The 25,507-nt window shown below is 35.7% G+C and carries 20 protein-coding genes; 7 read left to right on the top strand and 13 right to left on the bottom strand.

Annotated elements, in window-relative coordinates; genetic code table 11:
* The first annotated feature begins 82 nt into the window (after positions 1–82).
* Positions 83–316, top strand: coding sequence for a YhdB family protein (locus tag CWR45_RS07320; protein ID WP_115749205.1), 234 nt, complete (start codon positions 83–85; stop codon positions 314–316).
* Positions 317–353: 37 nt separating this feature from the next.
* Here CWR45_RS07320 and CWR45_RS07315 read toward each other — a convergent pair whose 3' ends face one another.
* The 6 genes from CWR45_RS07315 to CWR45_RS07290 form a co-directional block, all read right to left on the bottom strand.
* On the bottom strand, positions 354–1,577 hold the full coding sequence (locus CWR45_RS07315) for an anti-sigma-I factor RsgI family protein (protein ID WP_115749204.1): 1,224 nt from the start codon (positions 1,575–1,577) through the stop codon (positions 354–356).
* Positions 1,574–2,305 carry an RNA polymerase sigma factor SigI gene (gene sigI, locus CWR45_RS07310; protein ID WP_115749203.1) on the bottom strand — a complete coding sequence of 244 codons (732 nt, stop codon included), beginning with the start codon at positions 2,303–2,305 and terminating at the stop codon, positions 1,574–1,576. The genes CWR45_RS07315 and sigI overlap by 4 nt, the downstream gene beginning before the upstream one ends.
* Positions 2,306–2,706: 401 nt before the next feature.
* Entirely contained in the window at positions 2,707–3,435 is a 729-nt protein-coding gene (locus CWR45_RS07305) for a PRC-barrel domain-containing protein (protein ID WP_115749202.1), read from the bottom strand.
* Positions 3,436–3,929: 494 nt separating this feature from the next.
* A complete protein-coding gene (locus tag CWR45_RS07300) occupies positions 3,930–4,748 on the bottom strand; it encodes a S1C family serine protease (protein ID WP_115749201.1) in 819 nt (272 codons plus the stop codon).
* A gap of 35 nt (positions 4,749–4,783) precedes the next feature.
* A complete protein-coding gene (locus tag CWR45_RS07295) occupies positions 4,784–6,811 on the bottom strand; it encodes an ABC transporter ATP-binding protein (protein WP_115749200.1) in 2,028 nt (675 codons plus the stop codon).
* Positions 6,808–8,559, bottom strand: a complete 1,752-nt coding sequence (locus tag CWR45_RS07290; protein WP_115749199.1) for an ABC transporter ATP-binding protein — start codon at positions 8,557–8,559, stop codon at positions 6,808–6,810. Before CWR45_RS07290 ends, CWR45_RS07295 begins: the two co-directional genes overlap by 4 nt.
* 394 nt (positions 8,560–8,953) lie before the next feature.
* Between CWR45_RS07290 and CWR45_RS20300 the strand changes: the two genes are divergently transcribed.
* On the top strand, positions 8,954–9,907 hold the full coding sequence (locus CWR45_RS20300; protein ID WP_115749198.1) for a methyl-accepting chemotaxis protein: 954 nt from the start codon (positions 8,954–8,956) through the stop codon (positions 9,905–9,907).
* 128 nt (positions 9,908–10,035) lie between these two features.
* Here the strand turns inward: CWR45_RS20300 and CWR45_RS07280 are convergent, their stop codons facing one another.
* Entirely contained in the window at positions 10,036–10,245 is a 210-nt protein-coding gene (locus tag CWR45_RS07280; RefSeq protein WP_115749197.1) for a hypothetical protein, read from the bottom strand.
* Between the two features lie 242 nt (positions 10,246–10,487).
* Between CWR45_RS07280 and CWR45_RS07275 the strand changes: the two genes are divergently transcribed.
* From CWR45_RS07275 to CWR45_RS07260, 4 genes are all read left to right on the top strand, one after another.
* A complete protein-coding gene (locus tag CWR45_RS07275) occupies positions 10,488–11,042 on the top strand; it encodes a beta-class carbonic anhydrase (protein WP_115749196.1) in 555 nt (184 codons plus the stop codon).
* Positions 11,043–11,311: 269 nt separating this feature from the next.
* Positions 11,312–12,820 (top strand): spore germination protein, encoded by a 1,509-nt coding sequence (locus tag CWR45_RS07270; protein ID WP_115749195.1) that lies wholly within the window; start codon positions 11,312–11,314, stop codon positions 12,818–12,820.
* A gap of 9 nt (positions 12,821–12,829) precedes the next feature.
* Positions 12,830–13,945 carry a GerAB/ArcD/ProY family transporter gene (locus CWR45_RS07265; RefSeq protein WP_115749194.1) on the top strand — a complete coding sequence of 372 codons (1,116 nt, stop codon included), beginning with the start codon at positions 12,830–12,832 and terminating at the stop codon, positions 13,943–13,945.
* Entirely contained in the window at positions 13,942–15,081 is a 1,140-nt protein-coding gene (locus CWR45_RS07260; RefSeq protein WP_115749193.1) for a Ger(x)C family spore germination protein, read from the top strand. The genes CWR45_RS07265 and CWR45_RS07260 overlap by 4 nt, the downstream gene beginning before the upstream one ends.
* Positions 15,082–15,146: 65 nt before the next feature.
* Here the strand turns inward: CWR45_RS07260 and CWR45_RS07255 are convergent, their stop codons facing one another.
* Positions 15,147–16,217, bottom strand: a complete 1,071-nt coding sequence (locus CWR45_RS07255) for an undecaprenyldiphospho-muramoylpentapeptide beta-N-acetylglucosaminyltransferase (protein ID WP_115749192.1) — start codon at positions 16,215–16,217, stop codon at positions 15,147–15,149.
* A 195-nt stretch (positions 16,218–16,412) separates the two neighbouring features.
* Between CWR45_RS07255 and CWR45_RS07250 the strand changes: the two genes are divergently transcribed.
* Positions 16,413–17,768 (top strand): MATE family efflux transporter, encoded by a 1,356-nt coding sequence (locus CWR45_RS07250; RefSeq protein WP_115749191.1) that lies wholly within the window; start codon positions 16,413–16,415, stop codon positions 17,766–17,768.
* Between the two features lie 32 nt (positions 17,769–17,800).
* On the opposite strand, the gene CWR45_RS07245 is transcribed toward CWR45_RS07250, so the two are convergent.
* The 5 genes from CWR45_RS07245 to trmL all read right to left on the bottom strand — a co-directional run bounded on the left by CWR45_RS07245 (position 17,801) and on the right by trmL (position 25,471).
* A complete protein-coding gene (locus tag CWR45_RS07245) occupies positions 17,801–18,517 on the bottom strand; it encodes a Na+ dependent nucleoside transporter N-terminal domain-containing protein (RefSeq protein WP_115749190.1) in 717 nt (238 codons plus the stop codon).
* Positions 18,518–18,681: 164 nt separating this feature from the next.
* A complete protein-coding gene (locus CWR45_RS07240) occupies positions 18,682–19,983 on the bottom strand; it encodes an NCS2 family permease (protein ID WP_115749330.1) in 1,302 nt (433 codons plus the stop codon).
* Positions 19,984–20,303: 320 nt separating this feature from the next.
* A complete protein-coding gene (gene odhB / locus CWR45_RS07235) occupies positions 20,304–21,575 on the bottom strand; it encodes a 2-oxoglutarate dehydrogenase complex dihydrolipoyllysine-residue succinyltransferase (protein ID WP_115749189.1) in 1,272 nt (423 codons plus the stop codon).
* The gene (locus tag CWR45_RS07230; RefSeq protein WP_245975373.1) at positions 21,562–24,438 is read right to left on the bottom strand and encodes a 2-oxoglutarate dehydrogenase E1 component; all 2,877 of its coding nucleotides are present in this window, start codon (positions 24,436–24,438) and stop codon (positions 21,562–21,564) included. Before CWR45_RS07230 ends, odhB begins: the two co-directional genes overlap by 14 nt.
* A gap of 559 nt (positions 24,439–24,997) precedes the next feature.
* Positions 24,998–25,471 carry a tRNA (uridine(34)/cytosine(34)/5-carboxymethylaminomethyluridine(34)-2'-O)-methyltransferase TrmL gene (trmL, locus tag CWR45_RS07225; RefSeq protein WP_115749187.1) on the bottom strand — a complete coding sequence of 158 codons (474 nt, stop codon included), beginning with the start codon at positions 25,469–25,471 and terminating at the stop codon, positions 24,998–25,000.
* Positions 25,472–25,507 lie beyond the last annotated feature (36 nt).

Raw genomic sequence — 25,507 nt, 5'->3', positions numbered from 1 at the left:
GAAAAAGGGGATAATATAATCTGTAGGCAATTTAAATATTGAAGAGAAAAGATTTTAACCCTACATTTAAGGAGGGGGAAAAATGGTTCCAGATTATGATAAAGCTCTTTATTTCACGCTTTGGGGACAGTGGGATGATTTACTCGTTCTTATGGTCCGTACAAATGATGATATATTGTCTAAAAAGATTCATCATTTTTTACACGCCTACAACTACTCTTTAGATGAGCAAAAAATTATCGAATCTCATGACAATCTTCTATATTATCTAGACCATGCAATGAAGCACCTTCCAGCATTAACTATGCAAGTATAAAAATGGCAAGGCTCCTATATTTAGGGGCTTTGCCATTTTATTTATTATGATGTTGATCATAATCGTTATTCTTTTCATGTTTGTCCTTACGATTTTCTTTATTTGCGTTGTTATTCTTTTCTTGTTTGTTCTTACGATTTTCTTTATTTGCGTTGTTATTCTTTTCTTGTTTGTCCTTATGTTTTTCTTTATTTAGGTTGTTATTCTTTTCTTGTTTGTCCTTATCTTTTTCTTCATTTGCTTTATTCAGATTCTTTTTTTGCTTATCTTTATGACCATTGTTTAATTCTTGCTGGTTAGGCTGTTTGTTCCTTTTCTCTTCTTCCATTTTTTTCCCGTGATTATGGCTCACGTTTGGCTTGTTCTTAGTATTTGCTTTATTCTTTTGTTCGGAATTAGGTTTTGGCTTTCCTTTTTTCTCGGAAGCGGTATCTTCTTGTATATTTTTTTCCAAGTTTGTTTTTTTATCTGAATTCGGATTTTTTTCTTTAATATGTAACTGTTCTTGCCTGACAGGTTGCTCATAAAACATTTGTTTCTCATCGGTTGAGTCATTATGATAGAAGGAATTAATAATTACTTTTTCTTTTTCATCTATGATTTCTTCATCAAGTTCATTTTCATTAAGGCTTTCCGACATAACCTTATTCATAGAGATATTTTTTTCAAGTGCTTTATTTCTGATATTTTTGGGCACGATAAAAGTGGCAATATTCCAGTCTTCAACATACTCGTCGGAAAATTGCTGCATATTTTCTGATACTGTTTGCTCCTTTTCCTCAGTAACAAAACTAATTCCTAGAAGCATATTTTTTTCATCATTAATAAGCCCGGTCTTCTCACTCATACTCATAATTAAATCAATAATAATTTCAACTTTCTCATTTCTAAAATACTCTAATTGCTCGACAATAATTTCCGCATCTTTATTCAACGGCCGAATATTTCGAACATTATAATGCGCATCGATTTCTAATTCGATGCTTGGGTTAATATCAATCATTACATATGCAAATGTTTCATTATTGTCAGGAATTAAATAAAATGGAAGCATAAATAATAATATTATGCATACCATGGGAAGCAGTTTTATTGGGGTACGAAAACTAGGCTTTCTTTGCTTTAATTCAAAAGGTTGATAATGAACCTCCTCACCAATTTTAGGATGTTTATCCAAAGTAACACCTTTCTCAAATTCACCGTCCTCTGTCATGAGTATAATAAAATCCCGGTGTTCTTCCATTACGATCCCTTTTTTCACTCACCCACACCCTTAAGATAATCCTTTAAGTAATGATAATCCTCACTTAAAATAATAAAAATCGCTAATATAAACTTTCTATTTCGTTCTAATGTTTTCTTACTAACCTCTACTTTATTTACTAAGTCTTTAATCGGCAATTTCCTTTTCAGATAAACGTATTTACTTAATTCCCGATCTTCATAGAGCGTTCTCGCAACTTTAACTGCAGAATCCCTTGCATCTTTATGCTTCGGCGAAACCTCTGTGAGCTCCGAGAAGGTTAATTTGTACTGACTTAACTTCTCTTTAAATTCGACAATTTCTTCTCTGCGATGAATATTATTTTGCTCTTCTTGATATGCTTCCTTTGCTACAACAACTTCAATAGGATTTTCCATCTGTTCCTCATCATACTTCTCATCTAAAGAAATAGAATGTGGCCTTCTACTATTATAGCGTATATAATCGATTATTTTTCGTTTGATTACAATTTTTGCAAAGGACAAGAATGAACAACCACGAGTAGCTGAATAAGAAAATATTGCTTCATTAAATGCGGATAGACCAATGCTATATTCATCATCACGCTTCGGATCAATATACCGCTTGCATACTTCAGATGCACATTTAGCAATAAAAGGCTGATAAGCCCTCAATAAATAATTCTGAACGTTTGTATCACCATTTTGAACTGATTCAACCATTTCTTCAAGGGGGATTTCTTCTAATAGGCTACTTGCTAGCATTCGCTTCTCCCCCCGAACATTATATATTTCGTCTTAGCATGAGTGTTTTTGGGTGTATGTTTCTTATCTCGTTTAAATTTTATACCTTTCATAAATCCACCATCTCTATTTTTTTATTCATATGGTTTCCGCTCTATGTATTGACATACTTCAATTTACTAACTATACGTTTAATCTTATCCCACTATAGTATCAGTTGCTATCTCAAATCAATTACAATTCGTTTAAATATCAATGACTGAATGAAAAGTATTTGTAATATATTAGAAAAGCAGAAACATCCTTTTTAATTTTCTTAAATAAAAGCGGATAATATGATAATTATTATTCTGCATATAATTTGATACAAAATTATGTCCCCTGCATCATCTAATTTGCAAGGGACTTAGATATTATTCCTTTTATGAATGGGAATCGATGGTATTTAATATCTCTTCTTTATTATCAAAAATCTTATTTTCGTTTAATGCTTGTACCGTATCTTTCACATAAATGCTTTGTTCAAGCCACTCAATCGAATTAATATCTTCCACACTATAGACATGGTATTTAGGTTCAATGAAGTGTGTACTACGAACTACGAGATATTGAATTTTCCAATATTCATCATCGTAAATTAAATCAACAATTTCTCCTATTTTACCATCACTGCCATGAACCTTAAGATCGATTGTTTGATCTAGATTTTGTAAATCTAATGTGTTCATTTGCTGTTGATTTTTATCATACGCTTCTATCTCTTCAGCTGATCTTGGATCCTTGAAAATAGCTAAAGGACTATTCTCTGCGCTCCCCAGAACTCCTCCGGTCCAATATCTGCCCCAACCATAATAATCAATGAGGGAGTTTTCTGCATCCCTTGTTAGAATTGAATCCTCATTAAGGGATGGACTATTCCGTACTTTTTCTTTATCATATTCAATTTCGACATTTTCACTTAGTTCATTTACCATTACAAAAGAGGCTGGTGATAATAGCACCTTTCTTCCTGGTAGCCACTTCCTTGTATCAACAACCGCATAGCGAATTTGCCATTTATTATCATCGAAATATAGTTCTTTTATTTTCCCCAATTCACCGTCTGTTGCTTCGATATTATAAGTCATTAATTTTGATGTGTAATGTAACATAAATATCGCCTCCAAAGTCGATTACTTCCCATATACCCGATATGAATTATTTAAAACCAATTTTTTCTATAATTGTTGCTAAAAAGGGCTGTCACCTTGTTTAAAGTGACAGCCCTAGTTGCGCTAATATAGTAAAAAAGTTCTTTTCGATATCTTACTCTTCCAAGTAATTAATGGGTAATTACTAAAGTGCGACATACTTTGGAGTGGTGTGGGCTTACAGTCCTGTCACTGCGAAAATACACTACGCTTTCCGCGGGGGGCTCGTGAGCCTGTTTGTGCTAACGCACTTCGAAGTCTCACCTAGGCCCTTCCTCCCGCAGGAGTCTTCGTGTATTTTATTCGCTAAAGTAGTGCTAGAAGACAATTATTAACTATCTATAAACATTACTGATTAATTATCCTAATAAATAAACCAAGATTTTCTATAGTTACTTTTAAAGCTTTTTCTTTCGGAATCAAAACCTAAAAAAACAACCATTCGTATGGGAACATTACTCCGAGCGATATTGGTAATATAGATTAATTGGTACGAAAAGCCCTACCCTTCCATGGGTCTCATGATTTAATGTAGCAAAAATTACACCGATTACTTCTCCATCTTGGTTCAAAATTGGACTTCCACTATTCCCACGATATACTGGTGCCTCTATCATTAAGACTTCTTCGTCCCAGCTCGATAATTTCGTATAGCCAATGATATTTCCCTCGTTTGCGATTCCGTTAAATTTTAGAGGATTTCCAATAAATGAAATTGCATCTTCCGATTCGTAGTCTAGTTGTTCCGCTAATGATAGGTATGGCAAATCCTTTCCATCGACCTTAATCACTGCTAAATCTATGGTAGGGTAAGATTCAATTACTTCCGCTTGAAACAATCCATTATCTGGGAATGCGACCGTAATTGCATGCTTATCCTCTATAACATGATAATTTGTAAGAAGCGTGCCATCAGCAGAAATTGCGAATCCAGTTCCCTTGCTATTCTCCGTCTCAATTACGACAACAGCCTTTTTTTGTTGCTGCACGGTTTCACTTGTAGATAATATTGCTGATGTTTTTAGAAATTCAATGGCCGGAATGGAAAAAAATTGGGGAAATAACGCAAATATATTAAGGAACATTGCAAACACAATAAGCCAAAACGCCCATTTTGGAAATGGTCGTTTTGGTGTATTATCTTTTTTATTTTTTTCTTTCTGCAATACTTTCTGACGTTCGGCTTCGACAAGTTCATATAACTCTTCATCATCGAATTCTTCATATAAATCTTCATCTATAATCTCATTATTATTACGTTCTTTATCGTCCATTCGTCAGTCACCCCATGATCCAATCAGCATAATAACTAAACAGCGGCTTTTATTTTCCCTTGCTGCATCTTATACATTTGATAATATAATCCTTTTTCATGTATTAGCTGCTCATGATTTCCTTGTTCTTTAATTGTACCATGTTCCAGTACAAAAATAGTATCCGCTTGTTGAATTGTTGATAATCGGTGGGCAATAACTAATGTCGTTCTCCCCTGTTTTAATACTTCTAATGCTTGCTGAATCACCATTTCCGTTTCCGTATCAATATTTGCTGTTGCTTCATCTAAAATTAAAATGGCTGGATCAAATGCAAGTGCACGAGCAAATGAGATTAATTGTCTTTCCCCAAGCGAGTATGTCGTACCACCCTCTGTTACAACCTCTTCATAGGATTTCGGCAGCTTCTCAATGAATCGATCAGCACCAACAGCCTTTAACGCTTGAATTGCTCTTTCCTTGGTAATCCCCGGATCATTCATCGTAACATTGGATAAGATCGTACCAGAGAAAAGAAACGGGTCCTGTAAAACGATTCCCATATAACTTCTGACCTGCTGCCTTGACCATTCACTAGTACTATATCCATCGATGGTAATTTTACCTTTTTGCGGGTCATAAAATCGAAAAAGTAAATTCATAATCGAGCTTTTTCCTGAACCTGTATGGCCAACGAATGCGACCGTTTCACCTGATTTTACTTGAAAGCTAATATCCTTTAGTACATAATCCTCTTCTTTATATGCAAATGAAACATGATCAAAGACAATATTCCCTTTGTATTTTTCTATGCTTTCGAGAACAACTTCTTCTCCATCTAAGTCCATTAATTCAAAGACACGATTCCCCGCTACTCTTGCCTGCTCTAATAATGGCAATTGGTTTACAATATCTGTAACTGGTTCAAACAATCTTGTAATATAGTCAACAAACGCATAGAGCATCCCTATAGAAATTATGCTAGTTAAATCTAAAGAAGCTCCACCAAAATACCAAATAAAGCCAACAAAAGTTAGATTTCGAATAACCGTTACTAAATTATATTGTGTAAGTGCTTGTAGTTTCAGCAGTTTTCTTTGAAATTTATAATGACGCTCATTCAAGATTTCAAATTCCTCTTTCGTTCTCTTCTCTCGATTAAACGCTTGAATGATTGGCATCCCTTGGATTGCTTCATTAATGTTTCCATTAATTTCACTATTGGTTGCCCGAATTACCGTATTGTACTTTGTTCCAAAATGCTTATAAACCTTCATCCAAATAAAGAGCATTGGGATAATTGCTAAACATATCATTGCTAGCTTCACATCTAAAATAAAAAGTGCAACGAAAATTCCCACCATGTAAACGGCACTCGTAACAATGATGGACAATACCCGTTCATATAAATCTCGGATTGCCTCTGTATCATTGGTAATTCTCGCTAATATCGTTCCAGCTGGCTGGTCTACAAAATAATCAATCGGAACTCGTTGAGTATGCGCAAATAAATCATTTCGCATCTTCTTCACGATTTGATTCGCAGATTTCTGCAGCAAGAACGTTTTGAAGAATTGGAAGACCCCAGCAATCACAATCAAGAGCATATATAAACCTAATAATAGTAATATAGGTAGTTGCTCAGGCTTAAAAAAAGCTGTTACTTCGGCAAGGGAAAGCTTCTCACCCTGATAAGTCAAAATTCCGTCTCCTGTTTCGATTGAAATCGTGCCATCTTCAACACTTCGTTTTCCTTGTAATGGTACTTCTTCATCAAGTAAATAATATGCTGTACCGATTTGGAAAAGGGTAACTGTATTATTCGTAATTTGCTCCTTTGAACTTATGCGATCTACTCGTTTATAAAATGTATCCTGATATGGAACGACATCTTGCTCCTCACTAGAAGCTTCCTGCCAATATCCTTCCACCCCAAGAATATAATCATCAATGATTGTCTTTGCAATTAGTGGTCCAGCGAGCTCTAATGTTACTGCAACAATTAAACAGGTTAAGCCAATGATAATTCCTTTTTTAAATTGTAGTGCATATTGAAATAATCTTTTCTCCGTTGAGGGTTTCATTCGCTCGTCACCTCCCCATCTTCAAGTTGCTGTGCATAATACTGGTCTTTATACCAACCGCCAAGAGAAATTAACGCCTCATGGGTTCCTTCTTCGATTATTTTGCCATTTTCCAAGACGATAATATGATCTGCATGGGTAACAGCTGACAATCGATGGGAAACAATAAAGGTTGTTTTATTATTACGTTCTGCCCGAAGATGATCAATAATTTTTGCTTCCGTTTTCCCATCAACGGCAGACATGGAATCATCCAGGATTAATATTTCTGGATCTTTAATAAACGCTCTTGCCAATGCGACACGTTGTTTCTGTCCACCAGATAATGTAATTCCTGTTTCGCCTACCTGGGTATCCAGTCCCATAGGCAGTTGCTTTATGTCATCTAAGAAATGTGCCAGCTCCATCACTCGGTAAATTTCTTCATCAGTAGCATCTGATTTTCCAAATTGGATATTCTCTCGGATTGTCTTTGAAAACATAATTTGATCCTGTGGTACATAACCAATCCAATCTCTGATTTTCTCTAGACTAATTTCTGTTAGATTCACATCAGAAATCTGTATTTGCCCTGTCAGCCCAGCATATTGCCGTAGCAGTAATTTAAACAAAGTTGATTTTCCTGACCCTGTTTTACCAACAACGCCTATCGTTTGTCCTTTCTTTACCACTAAGGAAATCTCATCCAATTGCTTCGTTTCTGTGTCTGGATATGAGAAACTCACCTTGTTAAATGTGATTGAATGAACGGATTGAATAACTTTAGGATTCTCAACATCTTTCACATCTGCTGCGTAGTCAAGCGTATCATTAACGCGGTCTAATGATGCATTTCCTCGTTGTAATATGTTTATTAATTCCCCTACCGCAAACATTGGCCAAATTAACATTCCCAGATAAACATTAAATGTGACCAGATCACCTAGGGTCATTATATTTTCGAAAACTAGGAATGCACCATAACCTAATCCGATTGCATATGAGAGTCCAACAAGAATTTTCATTGTCGGTTCAAATAGTGCATCAATTTTTGCAACTTCAATATTCTTACTATAAACATTCTCAGTCATACTGCTAAATCTTTCAGCATCTTGTTTCTCTTGAACGAATGCCCGAATTACTCTTACTCCACGAATGGATTCAAGTACTTCATTATTCATCTCACCAAAGGCGGCTTGTGCCTCGGTAAACCTCGAATGGATTGCAGCACCGTATTTATTCATCACAACTGCCATAATTGGTAGTGGGATTAATGCTGCAATCGTCAACTGCCAACTAATTGTGAATCCCATTACGATAATAATCATCAGCATAAAAATACTCGAATCAACTAACGTCAGTACACCATATCCAGCAGTTAGATTGATTGCTTTTAGATCATTAGTAGACCTGGCCATTAAGTCACCAGTTCGATATTTCCCATAAAATGTCGGTGTCATTCTCATGAAGTGGTCCATTAAATTACTCCGAACCCATCTTTCTAATATAACCGCACCACCGAAAAGGGTATAATCCCATAAAAATGAGATGGTGTAGTGAACAACAATAAGAGCTAAATACCCTAGTATAATAGCGGTTAAAACTTGAGTTGTTAACGAATTAAATTGAATCTGATCGATTGTAAACCCCACTAATTTCGGCGGAATAAGCCCGATACCACTAGCCGTAATAAGCGCAAGTATTGCAAATGTGTACCGTTTCCAATAATGCTTAAAAAACCAATCTAATTTCTTAAAAACCTGAAACATATATCCACCTTCTCTCTATTTTCCAAAGCATAAAAAAAAGCATACGCCTCTAACGTATGCAATCAAAAATAGGCTATGCAATACTACCCTATTTTTCCCAATTACAAAAGGTCACAGACAGCTGTGACCTTTACTGGAATAAGAAATCCCCCTAGGATTCCCTAGCAGATAATACCTTTCTTACCGATAGAGGTCACATTATTTATGAAATTATCCGTTTGATTCTTGTAAACGTTTTCCATTGTAGTGACCTCCCTTTTTTATACTTCACAATTATTATAGTATTTAGAAAACAACTAGTCAATATTTTTTTGCAAATTGCTTCACAATTTTATACATTTAGCCGAATATAATACTATAGTCCTAAATTCAATAAAATACCGGGGGAAAACAGATGCGAAAAGTAAAACAAATAAAAAGTCTTGAAGAAGAACTCCAAAAAGCGCAACAAAAAATAGCTGTATTGGAAGAAGAGAAATTAAATATAAAACAGCAGCACAAACAGTTTCTAAATGAATTAGAAGCGAATTTATTACATACAATCGATCAGCAGGAACATGTTAATGGTCAGCACCATAATTTAGAAGATCTTGTATTACAAATCAGACAGCGTTTTGACGAAATACAATCCCTTGGACAGCAATCCAATCAGCATTCTGAACAATTGGTAATAAAAGGTAATGAGATTGTATCAAATTATGAGAAGCTTGCCTCCCATACTGGGTATTACTTACAAATTGTCGAACAAAATAAAGTTTTGATGGATAATCTTGAATTACAAATGACCAATACGGCAACTAGAATGCAAGAACTTGGTGAGCATTCAAATACAATTAGAGAAATTGTCCAAGTTATTAGTGATATTGCAAATCAAACAAATCTGCTAGCCTTAAACGCTTCGATTGAAGCTGCTCGTGCTGGTGAACATGGAAAAGGATTTGCAGTTGTAGCTGCTGAAGTAGGAAAACTTGCAGAAAGTACAAGGGAAAGCACATCCACAATTGATGAAGTCGCAACAACGATTCAGGAAAAAATCCAAGATGCGGAACAAGGAACAAATGAAAACCAAGAGACCGTCCAGAACTCCACGAAATTTAATAATAAAACTGTTGAAATATTAAGTGAGATGAATAGTATTGTAGAGAATACAAAGAAGATCACAATTAATGTGTTGGAGGAAATAAATAGCCAGAGCAACCTTACGAATCAAATGGTCAATGATATATACAACACAAATGATTCCTTTGAAACGATTAAGCAAACTTTGCACAAGCATATTGATGATGCAAGAGTCGTAGATCAACAATTAGCATCAGGAATTAATGGAATTAATGAGAACGCTAAATAAGTTAACACTATTACGCTATTAAGTCTTCTCTAAATAGAAGAGGATATACTTATAGATAAGAAATATTCTCTTCTATTTTTCGTTTCCGATATAATTTTATCTTTTCTATACTTAATTTTCTAAATTCCTTAGTAATGGTGGCCCAGCTTTACTAACTTTACTATCTTTTCAATTGGCACACTAGTAAATTGTGCTATTTCTTCAATTGAAACAAGAGGATCTTTATTAACAAGATTTTGAACTTTATTGCTATCAGTCAAGCATGCCGGACACATGGTAAACGGACTGCTTTTCATCGGCAAATCACATAGACGACAATTTCGTACAAAATCTCCCAATAGTATACCTCCTTATAAAATTGTAATCCTATTATATGTTAAACTTCTAGATGAATCAACATTACTTTTGAATTATTCCAAAAGTTTATTACTGTGATTTTTATACTAAAGTAACCCCTCTCTAGTGTTTTAACCAAGGAAATTATTATTTTTTAACACATGTCATAAATCGGCAATAAACTTCCCTTTTTCATGATATTCTGCTATAGTTTTTAAATACTATAAAAATAGGAGTTGATTCGATGCATTTAGAAGAAATGCTTTCGTTTAATGAAAAATTTGTTAAAGATAAGCTGTATGAACAATACAAAACAGATACATATCCTAATAAGAAGATGGTCATTTTTACTTGCATGGAATCACGACTAGTTGAACTATTACAGCGAGCACTAAATATCGAAAATGGCGACGTTAAAATGGTGAAAAATGCTGGGGCAATTATTCGGAAACCGTTTGATAGCATTATGAAGAGTATTCTTGTTGCTGTGTTCAAACTAAAAGCCGACGAGGTTGTCGTAATCGGTCACCATGATTGTGGAATGTCTCATGTCGATACTGAGGCATTGACAGTAAGTATGACGGAACGTGGAATTCCACAGGAAACTATTAATTCGCTCACACATGGCGGAATTAATTTACACGAAGAATTTCATGGATTTGATACGGTAGAGGAATCAGTTCTGCAAAGTGTTGAAATCATTCGCAATCATCCACTTCTCCCGAAAGAAATTAAAGTTCATGGTCTTGTCATTGATCCAGACACAGGAAAAGTTGATATTGTAACAAAAGAAGATTAAAGATTCACCTTCATTGGTGAATCTTTTTTTTCTTTCCTATCAGCGAAATTAACGATTCCGTGATTCTAACAGCACCAATTACAGCAAAAGACAGCCGCTCTACTGCAGCGACTGCTATTTACTCTGTCAATTTATATCATCTAATATGAAAAGTCGATTTTGTTGTTTTATAAATAGAACTATTAGTAAATATAACCGCTTCACATACATAATTCTTGCCTTCTTAACCATAATAATCTTAACGGCTTGATTGTGACTTGGAGGTTCCTATGAGAAAAAGAACTAGACCGACTAAACAAGGCAATAGTGTTTTACCGATAGCCATTAATGAGCTTGAACAATTATTGCAAGATAACTTCCCCAATAATCCAGACTTGACCTTTTCTATTTATCATCATCACGGAAAGATAATGGCCGTATTTTATATATCATATATGGTTGAAAACGACAAAATTGAAAATTACATATTAGATCAATCATTAAAGATGAAGACGGACTGGTCCACGCAAACGTTATTAAATGAAATTCCTTTAAGCTCAGGTAAGACAAATACCTCAATTGATGATGTGTTATATGGCTTATTATTAGGAAAAGTTTTTCTTTACGTTGAACAAGAGAAGGAAATTATTGAATATGTATTACTAAACAAAGATAAACGCAGTTTAGAGAAAGCAGAAACGGAGTCACTTGTACTTGGTCCCAAAATTGCCTTTACAGAATCTCTCATAACTAATCTAAACATTATTCGGTGGCGAATCCGTTCGACTGATTTAGTATTAGAGGAAATTATAGTCGGTAAAAAGATATCACGTGAAGTTCGCTTGATTTATATGAAATCCGTCGCAAATGAAAAAGATGTCAATACAATGAGGCAACGATTGAAGGACTTAGATGTGGATGAAATTGAAGATAGCGCGGTATTAAGTCAATATATTGAAGACTCATCCTTTAATTTATTCCCGCAATTCGACACTACAGAATTACCGGATCGTTTCTCATATGCGATAACGAAGGGAAAAGTAGGATTGCTCGTCGAAAATAGTCCCTCTGGGCTCGTTGCACCAGCGACAATATTTAGCTTCTTAGAGTCAACCGAAGATTTGTATATGAGATGGCAAGCTGGCTCCTTTTTACGGCTAATTCGTTTTCTAGCAATGTTTTTCTCGATTGTTGTTACTCCTGCATATGTTGCAGTCATAACATATCACTATGAGATTATCCCAACACAATTATTATTATCGATTGGTGAATCTCGTGCAGCAGTCCCCTTTCCACCACTATTAGAAGCCCTCTTGCTCGAGTTTATGATTGAATTGTTACGTGAAGCTGGCGCGAGGCTACCTACAAAGGTTGGACAAACAATGGGTATTGTAGGTGGGATTGTCATTGGACAGGCAGCAGTACAGGCTGGAATCACTAGTAATATTCTCATAATTGTAGTAGCAATGAGTGCACTTGCTTCATTTACTTCACCAAGCTACTTACTCGGGACGACTGTGCGTCTTATCCGTTTTCCATTAATATTTTTATCCGGTATACTCGGTTTTTTTGGCTTGATGTTTGGAATCTGTTTCCTAATTATTCATCTATTACGTCTAACATCTATAGGCACGCCTTACCTTGCCCCACTATACCCATTAAGTTTACAGGACTTTAATAACGTCTTTTATCGTCTTCCATTTAGTCTGGAGAATAAACGAGCTAAATTTAATATTCCAAAAGAATTAGTTCGATATAGTAAAAAGGAAGCGAAGAAAAAACAAGACATTGATGAATAGGTGATTCGGATGGAAATAAATAGCAACATAAAAGCCCATTTGCAATTCCCTGCTTTTTATTTATTTTTTATTATGTTTGGCGTGCAAACTGGGGTTGGAATAATGGGAGCACCAAAATATATTTTTATTGAGGCTAAACAAGATTCATGGGTCGCGATTTTATTAGCATATATTTTATTGATAATAATAGTATCTGTAATGCTTCTAATTTTAAAACAATATGAGGATGCAGATATTTTTGGGATACAAGTAGATATATTTGGAAAATGGATTGGTAAATTGTTTGGAACGATCTATATCCTATATTTCTTTGTTAACCTGCTTTCTATTTTATTGAATTACATTGAAGTAATCAAAGTGTATCTATTTCCTACTATTTCCTCTTTTATTTTGGGGTTATTATTTATTATCTTAATTGCATATTGCGTACTCGGTGGTATTCGAACAATAGTCGGCATGATATTTTTCTTCGTTATCTTAACGCAATGGATATTGTTCCTACTATATGATCCGATTTCAAGAATGGATTGGAGTCATTTTAGCCCCATGTTTCAAGCCTCTTTTCCAGAAATATTACAAGGAACGAAAGCAACAACCTATTCTATTTCCGGGTTTGAACTATTATTCATTCTTTATCCATTCATCCAAAACAAAGATAAAATAAAATTGCCTTTGTTTTTAGGTCTAGGTTATACCATTTTTAATCTATTGCTTGTGACAGTAATTTCTATCGGCTATTTCAGTCCAGTGGACCTAGCCGACCTCGACTGGCCAACATTAAGTTTGTTTAAAAATGTTTCCTACTCGTTTATTGAACGCTTGGATAATATTATTATCTTTGAGTGGATAATGGTAATTTTACCAAATCTAGTTTTACTGATGTGGGGAATGACCTATGGAATGAAGAGGATCTATAATGTTTCACAAAAGTCCACATTATATATTGCTTCTATTATGGTCCTGATTTTGATTATTTTTATTCAACACGATAAGCAGGTTACCATGATTACCGATACAATTGCACAATTTGGATTTTGGCTTCTTTTTGTTTATCCATTATTCCTTCTACCAATTGTACTAATTAAGAAGAAATGGCGAAGACAACGAGAGGATGAAAAGAATTGAAAACATTACATTGTTTACTCTTGATTATGATTTGCTTAACACTTGGCAGTTGTGTTCAATCAAAGCAAATTGAGAAACTCTCGGTTGTTACAAGTCGTGGCACCGATCAGTTAGAAAACAGTGAGATTGAGACCACCCTTATGATCTTCCAGTTCACGAAGCCAGAAGGAATCGTGATTAACCCAGTATTCGGAAAGGGAAAAACAATAAAAGGGGCATTAGCGAATGCAAATTTAGAATCACGTTTTGAATTAGTAGCTGGAAAAATACAGTTGGAGTTATATGGAATGGAACTAGCAAAAAAAGGGATTTTTCCGTATCTCGATACATTGAACCGTGATGCAAGACTTCCTGATTCGATGTATTTAGCAATTAGTGTTCCCACTGCAAAAGAAGTATTAACGACAAAAGAACAAAGTATTTCAAATAATGTTGGCGAACATATACATGGATTAATAAAAGAGAATGCAAAAGACCATTTTTTGCCTCGTGTAACCTTACAAACCTTCTTAAGTAAATATTATGATATTGGTGTTGATCCAGCGTTACCAATTATTGAAATAAAAGATAGCATACCGAAAATAAGATCGATTGCAATACTACGAGACGATAAATTAGTCGGTGAAATTGAGTCAAACTATCTTTTGCTTTTTAAAATACTAGAAGAAACGGTTAGGAACGAGAAGTTTGAATTGCTACTACCAATGAAACCATTTGAAAAATATCTAAAGAATTATACTGATACAACAAAAAGTACAGATAAATTAAACATCGCCTTAGGACTAGTAAAATCAAAAGTAGACACATCTTTGATTGATAATAAAAACAACGTCTTTCAGACGGATTTATGGCTAGATGTAAATCTATTAGAGTTATCAGAGCCGGTAGATTTAAATAATGATAAATCCTTGAAATTACTGGAAAAAGAGATAAATAAGAAAATTGAAGCTGACGCAAAGGGAGTTCTTGCGCGGATTCAAAAAATGAATGGCGATACATTTGGATACGGTAAAATTTATCGTACACACCAAAAGAATGGAAAATTAACTGACGAATTGTGGCATGAAATATATCCAACAATCAAAGTCAATTTCAACGTAAAAACAACCATCACTAGACATGGTTCTGTTGACTAAAATTTATCGGTAAAGATAAAAAATCCCATTGCATCTGTAAAACAATGGGATTTTCCAACTAATCATTATCTGCCTACTTCTTCTAATATCTCAATGACACGGTCACGAGCTTTTTCACTTTTATATTTCTCCATATGATCGCTCATAATCGATGCATATTCTTTTAATTGTGTGAGTTCGTGAATTAAGGTTTCCTTCGTTAAGTTTTCTTCTTCCATCACACGCGCATAGCGTTTCTCTTCAAAAGAGTTCGCATTAATTATTTGGTCTCCACGACTCGCTTCCTTAGATAATGGTATTAGCAGCATTGGAATACGTAAGGCTAAGAACTCAAAGATTGCATTTGATCCTGCTCGTGATAAAACATAATCAGTTGCAGCAAAAATATCCTTTAACTCTTCATTTACATACTCAAACTGAACGTAGCCTTTTTCATGAATAGTAGAATCCACCTTATCCTTTCCACAAATATGAATGACCTGAAAGTGGGATAATAGCTCTGGTAAACTCGTCCTAACTGTTTCATTGATTTTATGTGATCCGCCACTGCCACCCATAATAAGCAGTACTGGTTTTTCCTTTGTTAACCCTGAAATAGTTAGTCCCTTCTCCTTATTTCCCTGGAAAAGTTCATCACGAATAACAGCGCCGACATATTCAGCTTTTTTCTCTGGTAAGAAGTTCATTGTCTCTGGAAATGTTGCAAGTACTTTCTTTGCAAATGGAATGGAAAGCTTATTAGCAAGTCCTGGCGTATAATCGGACTCATGAATAACAACAGGTACACCACGTAGCTTCGCTGCCATCACAACAGGTACAGACACAAACCCACCCTTTGAAAAGATAATCGACGGCTTTCGCTTACCGATAATTCGAAAAGCTTGCATCGTTCCCTTCATCACTTTAAAAGGGTCCTTCAGATTTTCCTTCGATAGATAACGACGAAGCTTCCCAGTTGAAATTGGGTGATATGTAACACCATCAAGCTGACCGATTAGTTCTCGCTCTATTCCATTATGTGAACCGATATAATCAATTTCCCAACCATTATTTTGATACACCGGTATCAGTGCCAGGTTAACAATTACATGTCCTGCCGTTCCTCCACCAGTGAAGAGAATTCGCTTGTTTTTCATGTTTTGATCTTCCTTTCTTTCACAAATACTATATTATTAGAAAACTTGGTTGTCACGAAGCATGTGACAACTTTAGTTGCTCTTATGTAGTAAGAAAGTTTTTGAACTTTCTCAACTACCAAGTTATAATAATCTTTATGCTAATAGATTACTCTCTCTATCCTATTAGAAAACAATTGAAAAAGGAAGAGCATCATGTATGAAACATTATTGATAAGGCAAAAAGTAAAACTATTTATTACAATATTAATTCCCATACTTATTACACAGGTAAGTTTAAACCTAATGACGTTTTTTGATACCGTTATGTCTGGACGGTTCGGGGCAATCGATCTGGCCGGTGTCGCAATCGGCTCTAGCTTGTGGCTCCCTATTTCTACTGGCATTAATGGAATCCTTTTAGCGATTACGCCAATCATCGCGCAATTAACTGGGGCAAAGGAAACAAATAAAATTAAGAAGAATATGCATCAAGGGATTTACTTAAGCATTGTAATTGCACTTATTGTTATCATAATTGGAGGTTTACTACTTACTCCAGTATTAAATATGTTGGACTTAGAAAGTGATGTAAGCCATGTTGCTAAATATTATCTTATTTCTCTTGGTGCAGGTATTATACCACTTTTCATTTTTAATACGCTAAGAAACTTTATCGATGCGCTCGGTCAAACTCGACTTTCGATGGTTATCATGTTAATCTCATTACCGATTAATATTGTATTAAATTATATTCTTATATTTGGAAAGCTTGGCTTACCCGCATTTGGTGGAATTGGTTCTGGAATAGCTACTGCACTAACTTATTGGCTCGTTTGCTTTATAGCAATGGCAATTATAAAGCGTCTTCAACCATTCCGTAGCTTTAATTTATTTTCAAGCTGGTCAATCCCTAATTTATCAGCTTGGTGGGAACAGTTGAAAATTGGGCTTCCTATCGGATTTGCAATGTTTTTCGAAACAAGTATTTTCTCAGCAGTTACAATCCTCATGAGTGTCTATAGCACTTATACGATTGCTGCACATCAAGCTGCAATCAGTTTTGCTAGCTTATTGTATATGATACCTCTAAGCGTTGGCATGGCTTTAACTATCGTAGTTGGCTTCGAGGTTGGAGCAAAGCGCTACAAGGACGCGCGTACCTTTGGATATATAGGGATAAGCGGCTCAATCTTTTTTGCAATTCTTAATGGTGTAATATTATTAGTATTAAAAGAGCCTGTTGCTGCACTATATAATTCAGAGCCTGAAGTAATCCAATTAACAACAGAATTTATTGTTTTCGCGGTATTTTATCAATTAGCGGATGCCTTCGGTGCCCCAATCCAAGGTGCACTACGAGGTTATAAGGATGTAAACATGACACTCGTAATTGCACTTATTTCTTATTGGGTAATCGGTTTACCAATTGGTTGGATCTTAGCGAATTACACCAGACTGGAGCCGTTCGGGTATTGGGTAGGAATTATTACAGGCTTAAGCTGTGGTGCAATTGCATTATTATGGAGACTGCTTTATTTACAGAAGAATATTAGAAAACAAATTAAGTGAGGGGCATAACTTCCCCTCACTTTTAATCTACCCTATAAGAAAAGCCCTACTACTGTTGCAGATAATATCGATGTTAAGATTCCACTAATCAACAGCTTAAGCCCAAATCGTGATACTATCGCAGCCTTCTTGTCGTCAATACCCTTTACTGTTCCCGCCATAATACCAATCGAAGAAAAGTTTGCAAAGCTAGTTAAGAATACTGTTAAGATCCCAACTGTTTTTGAGTTCATTGCCGACGCACTTACGATAAATAATCGGTTTGCAGTTAAATGATGAAACTGGGAGCGGATTGCAATTAATGCTTCAGACTGACCAAAGAAAATACTATTCACTCCATTAAAAGATTCTATCTTAGGTAATCCTGTAACTTTTGAAACTAGTCCACCTAAATATTTAATAATAAATGGCAGGATCTTTAAATACGTTAGCACAGATAGTAACGTTGCAAAAAAGATAATTAATAGTAATACATTGAAGAAGAAAACGCCGCCTTCTCCAACTTCGATTCCTCCAAGGATAAAGTCTATCCCCGCTCTACCAAACTCAATTAATTTATTGAATAAAGCAGAAATACCATTAATAATTACTTGTCCAATCGTCGTGGAAAACATAAACCATGTAATTAGAAGCTGCAATACTAGCATAATTCCAAGACTCTTAAAGTTTACATTTTTCTTGTCATTTGACATTAAATATGAAATTCCTAATGTCACGATTATCGCAAGTACTCCTAGTACAATACCCAAGCATTTAGCCTCCCTTATATTTCGAACAAGTAAATCCAATTATTATATAATATAGTTTAGTTATACCCTATTTTTATGGAGTTTATCATAGGCTCTTTCTATCAATGTGCTAAAATAAATCCACCCATGAATTGAGAAGCTTATACTTCTGCTACATAGTTCTTTTAACTCATCGGAAAGAATATCATTTGAATGATAAAGATGAGTGCAAAAACATACAGTACCCAGTGCACTTCCTTACCTTTACCAGATACTAATTTTAATATTGGATATGTGATAAACCCAACTGAAATCCCAGTTGCTATACTAGAAGTAAGAGGCATCAACAGGATCACGATAAAAGCTGGAAATGCTTCATCAAATGCTTTCCAATTAATTTTTGCTAAGCCTTGCATCATAAAACTACCTACAATAATTAGTACTGGAGCCGTAATCGCTGGCACATTAGCTACAACACTGATAATTGGCGTAAAGAAAAGCGATAGCCCGAATAGGACTGCAACAACAACAGATGTTAATCCCGTTCTACCACCAGCTGCAACACCTGATGTAGACTCAATAAATGCTGTAGATGGACTTGTCCCAAACATTGAACCTACTGTAGTCGCTGTCGCATCTGCTAGTAATGCCTGTTTTGCACGTGGCATTTTTCCATCCTTCAAGAATCCCGCCTGCTCTGCAACACCGATCATAGTTCCAGTTGTATCAAATAAAGTAACTAATAGAAAGGCAATAATTACCGTATAGAGTCCATTTGTGAATACACCGGCAATATCTATATCAAAGAACACAGGAGATGGTGGTGCTGAGACAATACCTTCATAGCTCAGTTGTCCCGTGAAGAGAGCAATAATTGCTGTGAGAAGCATACCGAAAAATAAAGCTCCTTTTATTTTTAACACGTAAAGGATTAATGTAATAAAAAGTCCCACTATCGTTAGAACTATCATCGGATCCGTTATATCACCTAAACCAACCATATTCGCTTCATTCGGCACGATTAAACCTGAATTTCTTAATCCAACAAAGGCAATAAATAAGCCGATTCCAGCAGTAATTCCGTACTTAAGTGATGCAGGAATCGACTGTATGAGTAATTCCCGTAATTTAGTTAAACTTAATAATAAGAAGAGTATCCCTGCTAGAAATACCGCTCCTAAAACAACCTGATAGGAAAGACCTTGTGTGGCAACTACACTAGCAAAATATGCATTTAAGCCCATACCTGGTGCAATCGCAATCGGATAATTAGCAAATAGTCCCATTATTAATGATCCTATAATAGCCGAAATAACAGTCGCCATAAATACTTGGTCAAAAGGTAGACCCGCACTAGACAATATTGCAGGGTTCACAAATACAATATATACCATTGTCATAAATGTCGTTAGCCCTGCGAAAAGTTCTGTTCGGATATTCGTATTATTTTCTTTTAATTTAAAGAATTCCTTCACATTAAACACCATACTTTCCGAATTTAAATAATCAACCTTATATATATTATTCGTTTTTATTCTGTTTTGCAATGAAGGAATTCTAAAATCAAGAAATACTTTTGCATTTTAAGGTTAGAAATCCCTTTTCGTTAAAAGCATATTCATTGAATCATGATTGCGTGGACGTGATTCATGTTTTCCCGTGCTGGATCAAGATATACAGTCCTGATTCCTGATTTATCGAGCTGTATCCTGATATATCCTCCATAATTGTTGATTAATTCAAAAAAAAAGAATAGAACCTCAATTCGATAACTTACAAATTGAGGTTCTATCATATTCGTTATTTATTAACCTTCTAATAATAAATCAGTAGGGTCTTCCAGCATCTGTTTGATCCGTACTAGGAAACTAACTGCTTCTTTTCCATCAACAATCCGATGATCATAGGAAACTGCCAAGTACATCATCGGACGCACTTCAATAGTGTCATCTGGCATGACAACTGCACGCTTCACAATATTATGCATTCCAAGAATGCCAACCTGAGGTGCATTTAAAATTGGTGTAGACATCATGGATCCGAATGTACCACCATTTGTAATCGTAAATGATCCACCTTGTAAATCACCTAATGCTAGTTTATTATCACGTGCCTTTTCACCAAGGTTAGCTATTTCTTTCTCAACCCCCGCGAATGTAAGGCGATCAGCATCACGTACTACTGGGACAACTAAACCATCATCCGTTGAAACTGCAATCCCAATGTCATAGAATTTCTTTATAACAAGCTCCGAACCTTGAATTTCTGCATTAAGAAGCGGGAATTCTTTCAGCGCACCAACAACTGCTTTTGTAAAGAAGGACATGAAGCCAAGCTTCACACCATGTTTTTTGATGAAATTCTCTTTTCTCTCACTGCGCAGTTTCATAATTGCTGACATATCTACTTCATTAAAGGTTGTGAGCATTGCAGCCTCTTGTTGTACATTTACTAGATTTTTCGCGATTGTTTGACGGCGACGTGTCATTTTCACGCGTTCTACGGGCTTTTCAAATTCTTTACGCTCTGGGTTGCTTGCTTCTTCTTTTTTCGCTTGCTTCGGTTCATTTTTATTATTAGCAACTGAAGCATGTGCTTCTACATCATCTGGACGAACGCGACCAAGTGGATCACGTGGGCTAATTGCACTTAAATCAATATTAAGCTCACGTGCACGCTTTCTTGCTGCTGGCGTGGCGATAACATCACCTTTAGTTGCACTATCTTCTTGTTTTTCAGTTTCTTTCACTATTTCTTCTTTTGCATCAGAAGCAGGAGATTCTTTTACAACTTCTGCTTTTGCTGGTTCTGGATCATTCTCTGAAGATTCGCTACCGGATGTTCCATTTTCATCAAGCTTTGCTATGACATCACCAACTTGAACATCCTCACCTTCTCCTTGAATTATTTCCATAATGACACCCGCAAAATCAGAATTCACTTCCACGTTAACTTTATCTGTTTCAAGTTCAACGATTGCGTCACCCTTTTCGACCTTATCTCCCTTTTGAACTAACCATTCTGCAATTGTACCTTCTGTTATCGATTCTGCGAGTTCTGGTACTTTAATTTCCTGCACTTGAATTTCCCCCTTCTGAAAACTTGATTGATTGTTGTATAATTAGATTTTGTTCATATTTATGGACATTAGGTAAGCCCGTAGCAGGAGCTGACCGGTCTGGACGCCCAATATAACGCAATTTCTGCCCTTCTTTTAAAAGCTCCTGTAAATAATTTTCCACAAAATCCCATGCACCCATATTTTTCGGTTCTTCTTGTACCCAAACAATTTCTTCAATATTAGGTAATTCATTCATTACCTTTTCTAATTCCTCTTTAGGAAACGGATAAATTTGTTCAAGACGTAATGCACGTAACCAATCATAATTTTCTGCTGAGTCTTCAATTGCTTCTTCAATCTCAACCATTATTTTACCACTACCAATTAATAACCGTTTCGCACTTTCCTTATTAATTTCTAGGTTCGGTTGATTCTTTAATGGTTCAAACTTTCCTTCAGTAAATTCTTCTGCTGCTGACGCAACGCGTTGATTTCGAATGAGACTGCTCTTTGGTGTCATTACAACCAATGGTCTTGCCTCATCATGCCCCCCCATAGCCGCCTGTCTGCGAAGCAAATGGAAAAACTGGGCAGATGATGAAGGATAGGTAATAATCAGATTATTCTCCGCAGCCATTTGTAAATATCTTTCCAGTCTACCACTAGAATGCTCTGGTCCTTGCCCTTCGTATCCATGTGGTAATAGAACAATCAGATTTGATTTATCTCCCCATTTCGCTCTTGCAGCACCAATAAATTGGTCAAAGATTATTTGCGCAACATTTGCGAAATCACCAAATTGCGCCTCCCAAATTACTAAGGTTTCCGGAGACTGAATACTATAGCCATACTCAAATCCTAATACAGCTACCTCTGATAAAGGACTATTACGTATTTCAAATGAAGCATTTGCTTCCTCTAATCCATGAAATGGTGAATATTTTTCTCCTGTTTCAATATCATTGAGGACAGCATGCCTATGTGCAAATGTACCACGTTCTGAATCTTGTCCAGTGAAGCGAATTGGTACGCCATCTTTAATAATCGATGCATATGCCAATGCTTCTCCTGTACCCCAGTCCGCTTTATTCCCCTCTTCAAACGCAGCTTCTCGACGTTTTAGAATTTTCTCCGTTTTTCTGAAACCATTAAATCCTTCAGGGCGTTTTAGCAGACCTTCATTTAAAGCTTTTAATGATTCTAAATCTACTGCTGTTTCATATATATCAAGATCTCCCAATAGCTCTTTCGGCATATTCAGGACCTCAGTTTCAACGGTATCATTTTCCTGCATATTCGTAAAAATATCACGTAATTCCTTCTCGATACTTTCTTTTACCTCATTCAAATAATCTGCACCGATGATATTTCGTTCCTCTAGTGCTTTTGCAAACACTTCTGTCACTGTTGGATGATTATCAATTTCTTGGTAAAGCTTCGGCTGTGTTGTACGAGGTTCATCCATTTCATTATGACCAAACCTGCGATAGCCAACAAGATCGATAAGAAAATCCTTATTGAATTTCTTCCGGTATTCATATGCAATCTTAATTGCCGAAATGCATGAAATAGGATCATCTGCATTTACGCGAATAATCGGAATTTCAAATCCTTTAGCCATGTCACTTGCATACCGAGTCGAACGACCATCCTCTCTATCGGTTGTATAACCTAATAGGTTGTTCGCGATAATATGGACGGTTCCTCCAGTATTGTAGCCTGGTAATCCGCTAAGATTCAATGTTTCAGCAACAACACCTTCACCGATAAATGCTGCGTCACCATGAATTACAACACAAAACGCTTTATTTACATCTCTGACTGGATTTCCCCTCTTGGAACGATCATCTTGGGCCGCTCGTGTAAATCCTTCTACAACTGGATTTACGAATTCCAAGTGGGATGGGTTATGTGCAAGTGTTATCCTTGTCGTTTCATCGCCTTCTTTCACTTCTCTTTTAGCCCCGAAGTGATATTTAACATCCCCAGTCCAGCCATAATTAATGCCCCTCGAACCTTCTGAAGGAATTAATTCCTTGTTCGGCGAACTATGGAATTCAGAAAAGATTCGATCATATGGCTTTCCTAAAACATGAGCAAGTACAGCCAAACGACCTCGGTGTGCCATTCCCATCATAATATTTTCCACTTTATCAGAAATTGCATCATTCACGATTTGATCCAACATCGGCACCATTGCTTCTAATCCTTGGATTGAAAATCGTTTCTGTCCAACAAAGGTTTTCTGTAAGAAGTCCTCAAAGCCTTCTACATGCGCCAAACGCTCTAATATCCGTTTACGAACATCAGGTGATATTTCTAGTCGAGCCCTTCCTGATTCAATCAATTCAAATAACCATGTACGTTCTTCATCATTATTTACGTGATCATACTCAAAGGTAATTGTACCTGTATAATATTTCTTTAATGTATTAACAACATCCAGACCATTCTCAACATCCCCAGGTGCGTTCTCCCAAATCCATCCAGCTGGAATACTCCTTAAATCTTCTTCACTTAATCCAAATGATTCAGGATCAAGTGATTTCGTTTCGCCCGAATCCTTATAATTACCGACTGGATAGATATCTGCAGTAAGGTGACCAAAACGACGAATAGCCTCAACAAGTTTCAATGCTGAGGAGAGCTTTTTTGCAGTATGCATTGTTAATGTGTCTAGTATTCCGGAAGTATTTTGGACAATATGGTTTTGATTCATCCATACAGGCGCACCATATGTATCAAAAATTTCTTTGATTGAAGCCTCAACAGAGTCTGGATTCTGTTTGTATAAATCATATTGCTGTTCAATATACCCTTTATTCGGTCCATAAAACTGTTCCCAGAATCTTTTAGTAGATTCTCCAAATTCTACTACCACGATGTCTACCTCCATAATGTCATTTCCCGTTATGTAAACGGTTAATATTTGTATCAATATTATAGACTGCCCCTACACATTCTAATATACCTTATTTTCAGATAGTGTTCAATATTTGTATAAGAAAAGAATTATTCTAATCTTTCTCTATGCCATTTATCTCAATTCAAGCGCAATTTTCATATTTATCTGTTTCTTTTATGACTATTATTAGTTATAATGGGGTTATTATTGGTAAATATGCTCATTGGTACATATTGATATGAGGGAGGATTTACGGATGAAACTAGCGTTAATATTTGGCGTCATTATTACATTTATCATTGCTGACTTTACTGCTGGCTATGAAGCAAAACCAGGAGTGCCTAAGAAAAATCAATAACAGAATCTATATTTTTATGCTTAATATGCAGAAGACCACCAGCTAATAATAACGAGTTTGGTGGTCTTTTTAGGTCTTATAAAAGGTTAGTTGCATTGAACCGACATCACAAAATATATCAACTACTACATCATCCTTCATTTACTAGAAGCATTTTTTATAAAACACCATTCTAGTTTACGTAAGAGTTGGAAATCCTTGTTGACGAAGCGCTTCGTACAGGATGATTGCAGCGGTGTTTGAAAGGTTAAGTGACCGTACTTTATCATTCATATGGATTCTGAGACATTTATCCTCTTTCCCAATTAATAAATCTTTCGGTATCCCAGTAGTTTCTTTACCGAACACAAAAAATATATCCTGTTCATGATTGCTAAAATCATAATCGGTATAATGTTTTGTACCGAAATTTTCAATATAATAAAATTCACCATTTGGATATTGTTGATATAACTCTTCCATTGAAGCATATTCCTTAACATCTACATTTTTCCAATAATCTAACCCAGCCCGACGCAGCATCTTGTCATCCGTAGAAAAACCAAGTGGATGGATTAAATGCAAGGAAGTATCAGTTGCTAGACAAGTCCTTCCAATATTACCAGTATTAGCCGGAATCTCTGGTTGAAATAATACGACATGTAAACTCACTTTATTCATTCTCCTAACCATTATCAATTCAACTAA

Origin of the sequence: Oceanobacillus chungangensis, from assembly GCF_003369565.1 — a bacterium.
Taxonomy (GTDB): domain Bacteria; phylum Bacillota; class Bacilli; order Bacillales; family Amphibacillaceae; genus Oceanobacillus; species Oceanobacillus chungangensis.
Note: the sequence above shows the minus strand (reverse complement) of the source record. Positions and strands in the feature narration are given on the sequence as shown.

What these genes read in the sequence shown, in the direction of transcription:
- CWR45_RS07300 (WP_115749201.1), bottom strand. Translation starts at nt 4,748, where the DNA reads ATGGACGATAAAGAACGTAATAATAATGAGATTATAGATGAAGATTTA.
- CWR45_RS07295 (WP_115749200.1), bottom strand. Translation starts at nt 6,811, where the DNA reads ATGAAACCCTCAACGGAGAAAAGATTATTTCAATATGCACTACAATTT.
- CWR45_RS07265 (WP_115749194.1), top strand. Translation starts at nt 12,830, where the DNA reads ATGGAAATAAATAGCAACATAAAAGCCCATTTGCAATTCCCTGCTTTT.
- CWR45_RS07320 (WP_115749205.1), top strand. Translation starts at nt 83, where the DNA reads ATGGTTCCAGATTATGATAAAGCTCTTTATTTCACGCTTTGGGGACAG.
- CWR45_RS07275 (WP_115749196.1), top strand. Translation starts at nt 10,488, where the DNA reads ATGCATTTAGAAGAAATGCTTTCGTTTAATGAAAAATTTGTTAAAGAT.
- CWR45_RS07270 (WP_115749195.1), top strand. Translation starts at nt 11,312, where the DNA reads ATGAGAAAAAGAACTAGACCGACTAAACAAGGCAATAGTGTTTTACCG.
- CWR45_RS07250 (WP_115749191.1), top strand. Translation starts at nt 16,413, where the DNA reads ATGTATGAAACATTATTGATAAGGCAAAAAGTAAAACTATTTATTACA.
- CWR45_RS07305 (WP_115749202.1), bottom strand. Translation starts at nt 3,435, where the DNA reads ATGTTACATTACACATCAAAATTAATGACTTATAATATCGAAGCAACA.
- sigI (WP_115749203.1), bottom strand. Translation starts at nt 2,305, where the DNA reads ATGCTAGCAAGTAGCCTATTAGAAGAAATCCCCCTTGAAGAAATGGTT.
- CWR45_RS20300 (WP_115749198.1), top strand. Translation starts at nt 8,954, where the DNA reads ATGCGAAAAGTAAAACAAATAAAAAGTCTTGAAGAAGAACTCCAAAAA.
- CWR45_RS07290 (WP_115749199.1), bottom strand. Translation starts at nt 8,559, where the DNA reads ATGTTTCAGGTTTTTAAGAAATTAGATTGGTTTTTTAAGCATTATTGG.
- CWR45_RS07240 (WP_115749330.1), bottom strand. Translation starts at nt 19,983, where the DNA reads ATGGTGTTTAATGTGAAGGAATTCTTTAAATTAAAAGAAAATAATACG.
- CWR45_RS07255 (WP_115749192.1), bottom strand. Translation starts at nt 16,217, where the DNA reads ATGAAAAACAAGCGAATTCTCTTCACTGGTGGAGGAACGGCAGGACAT.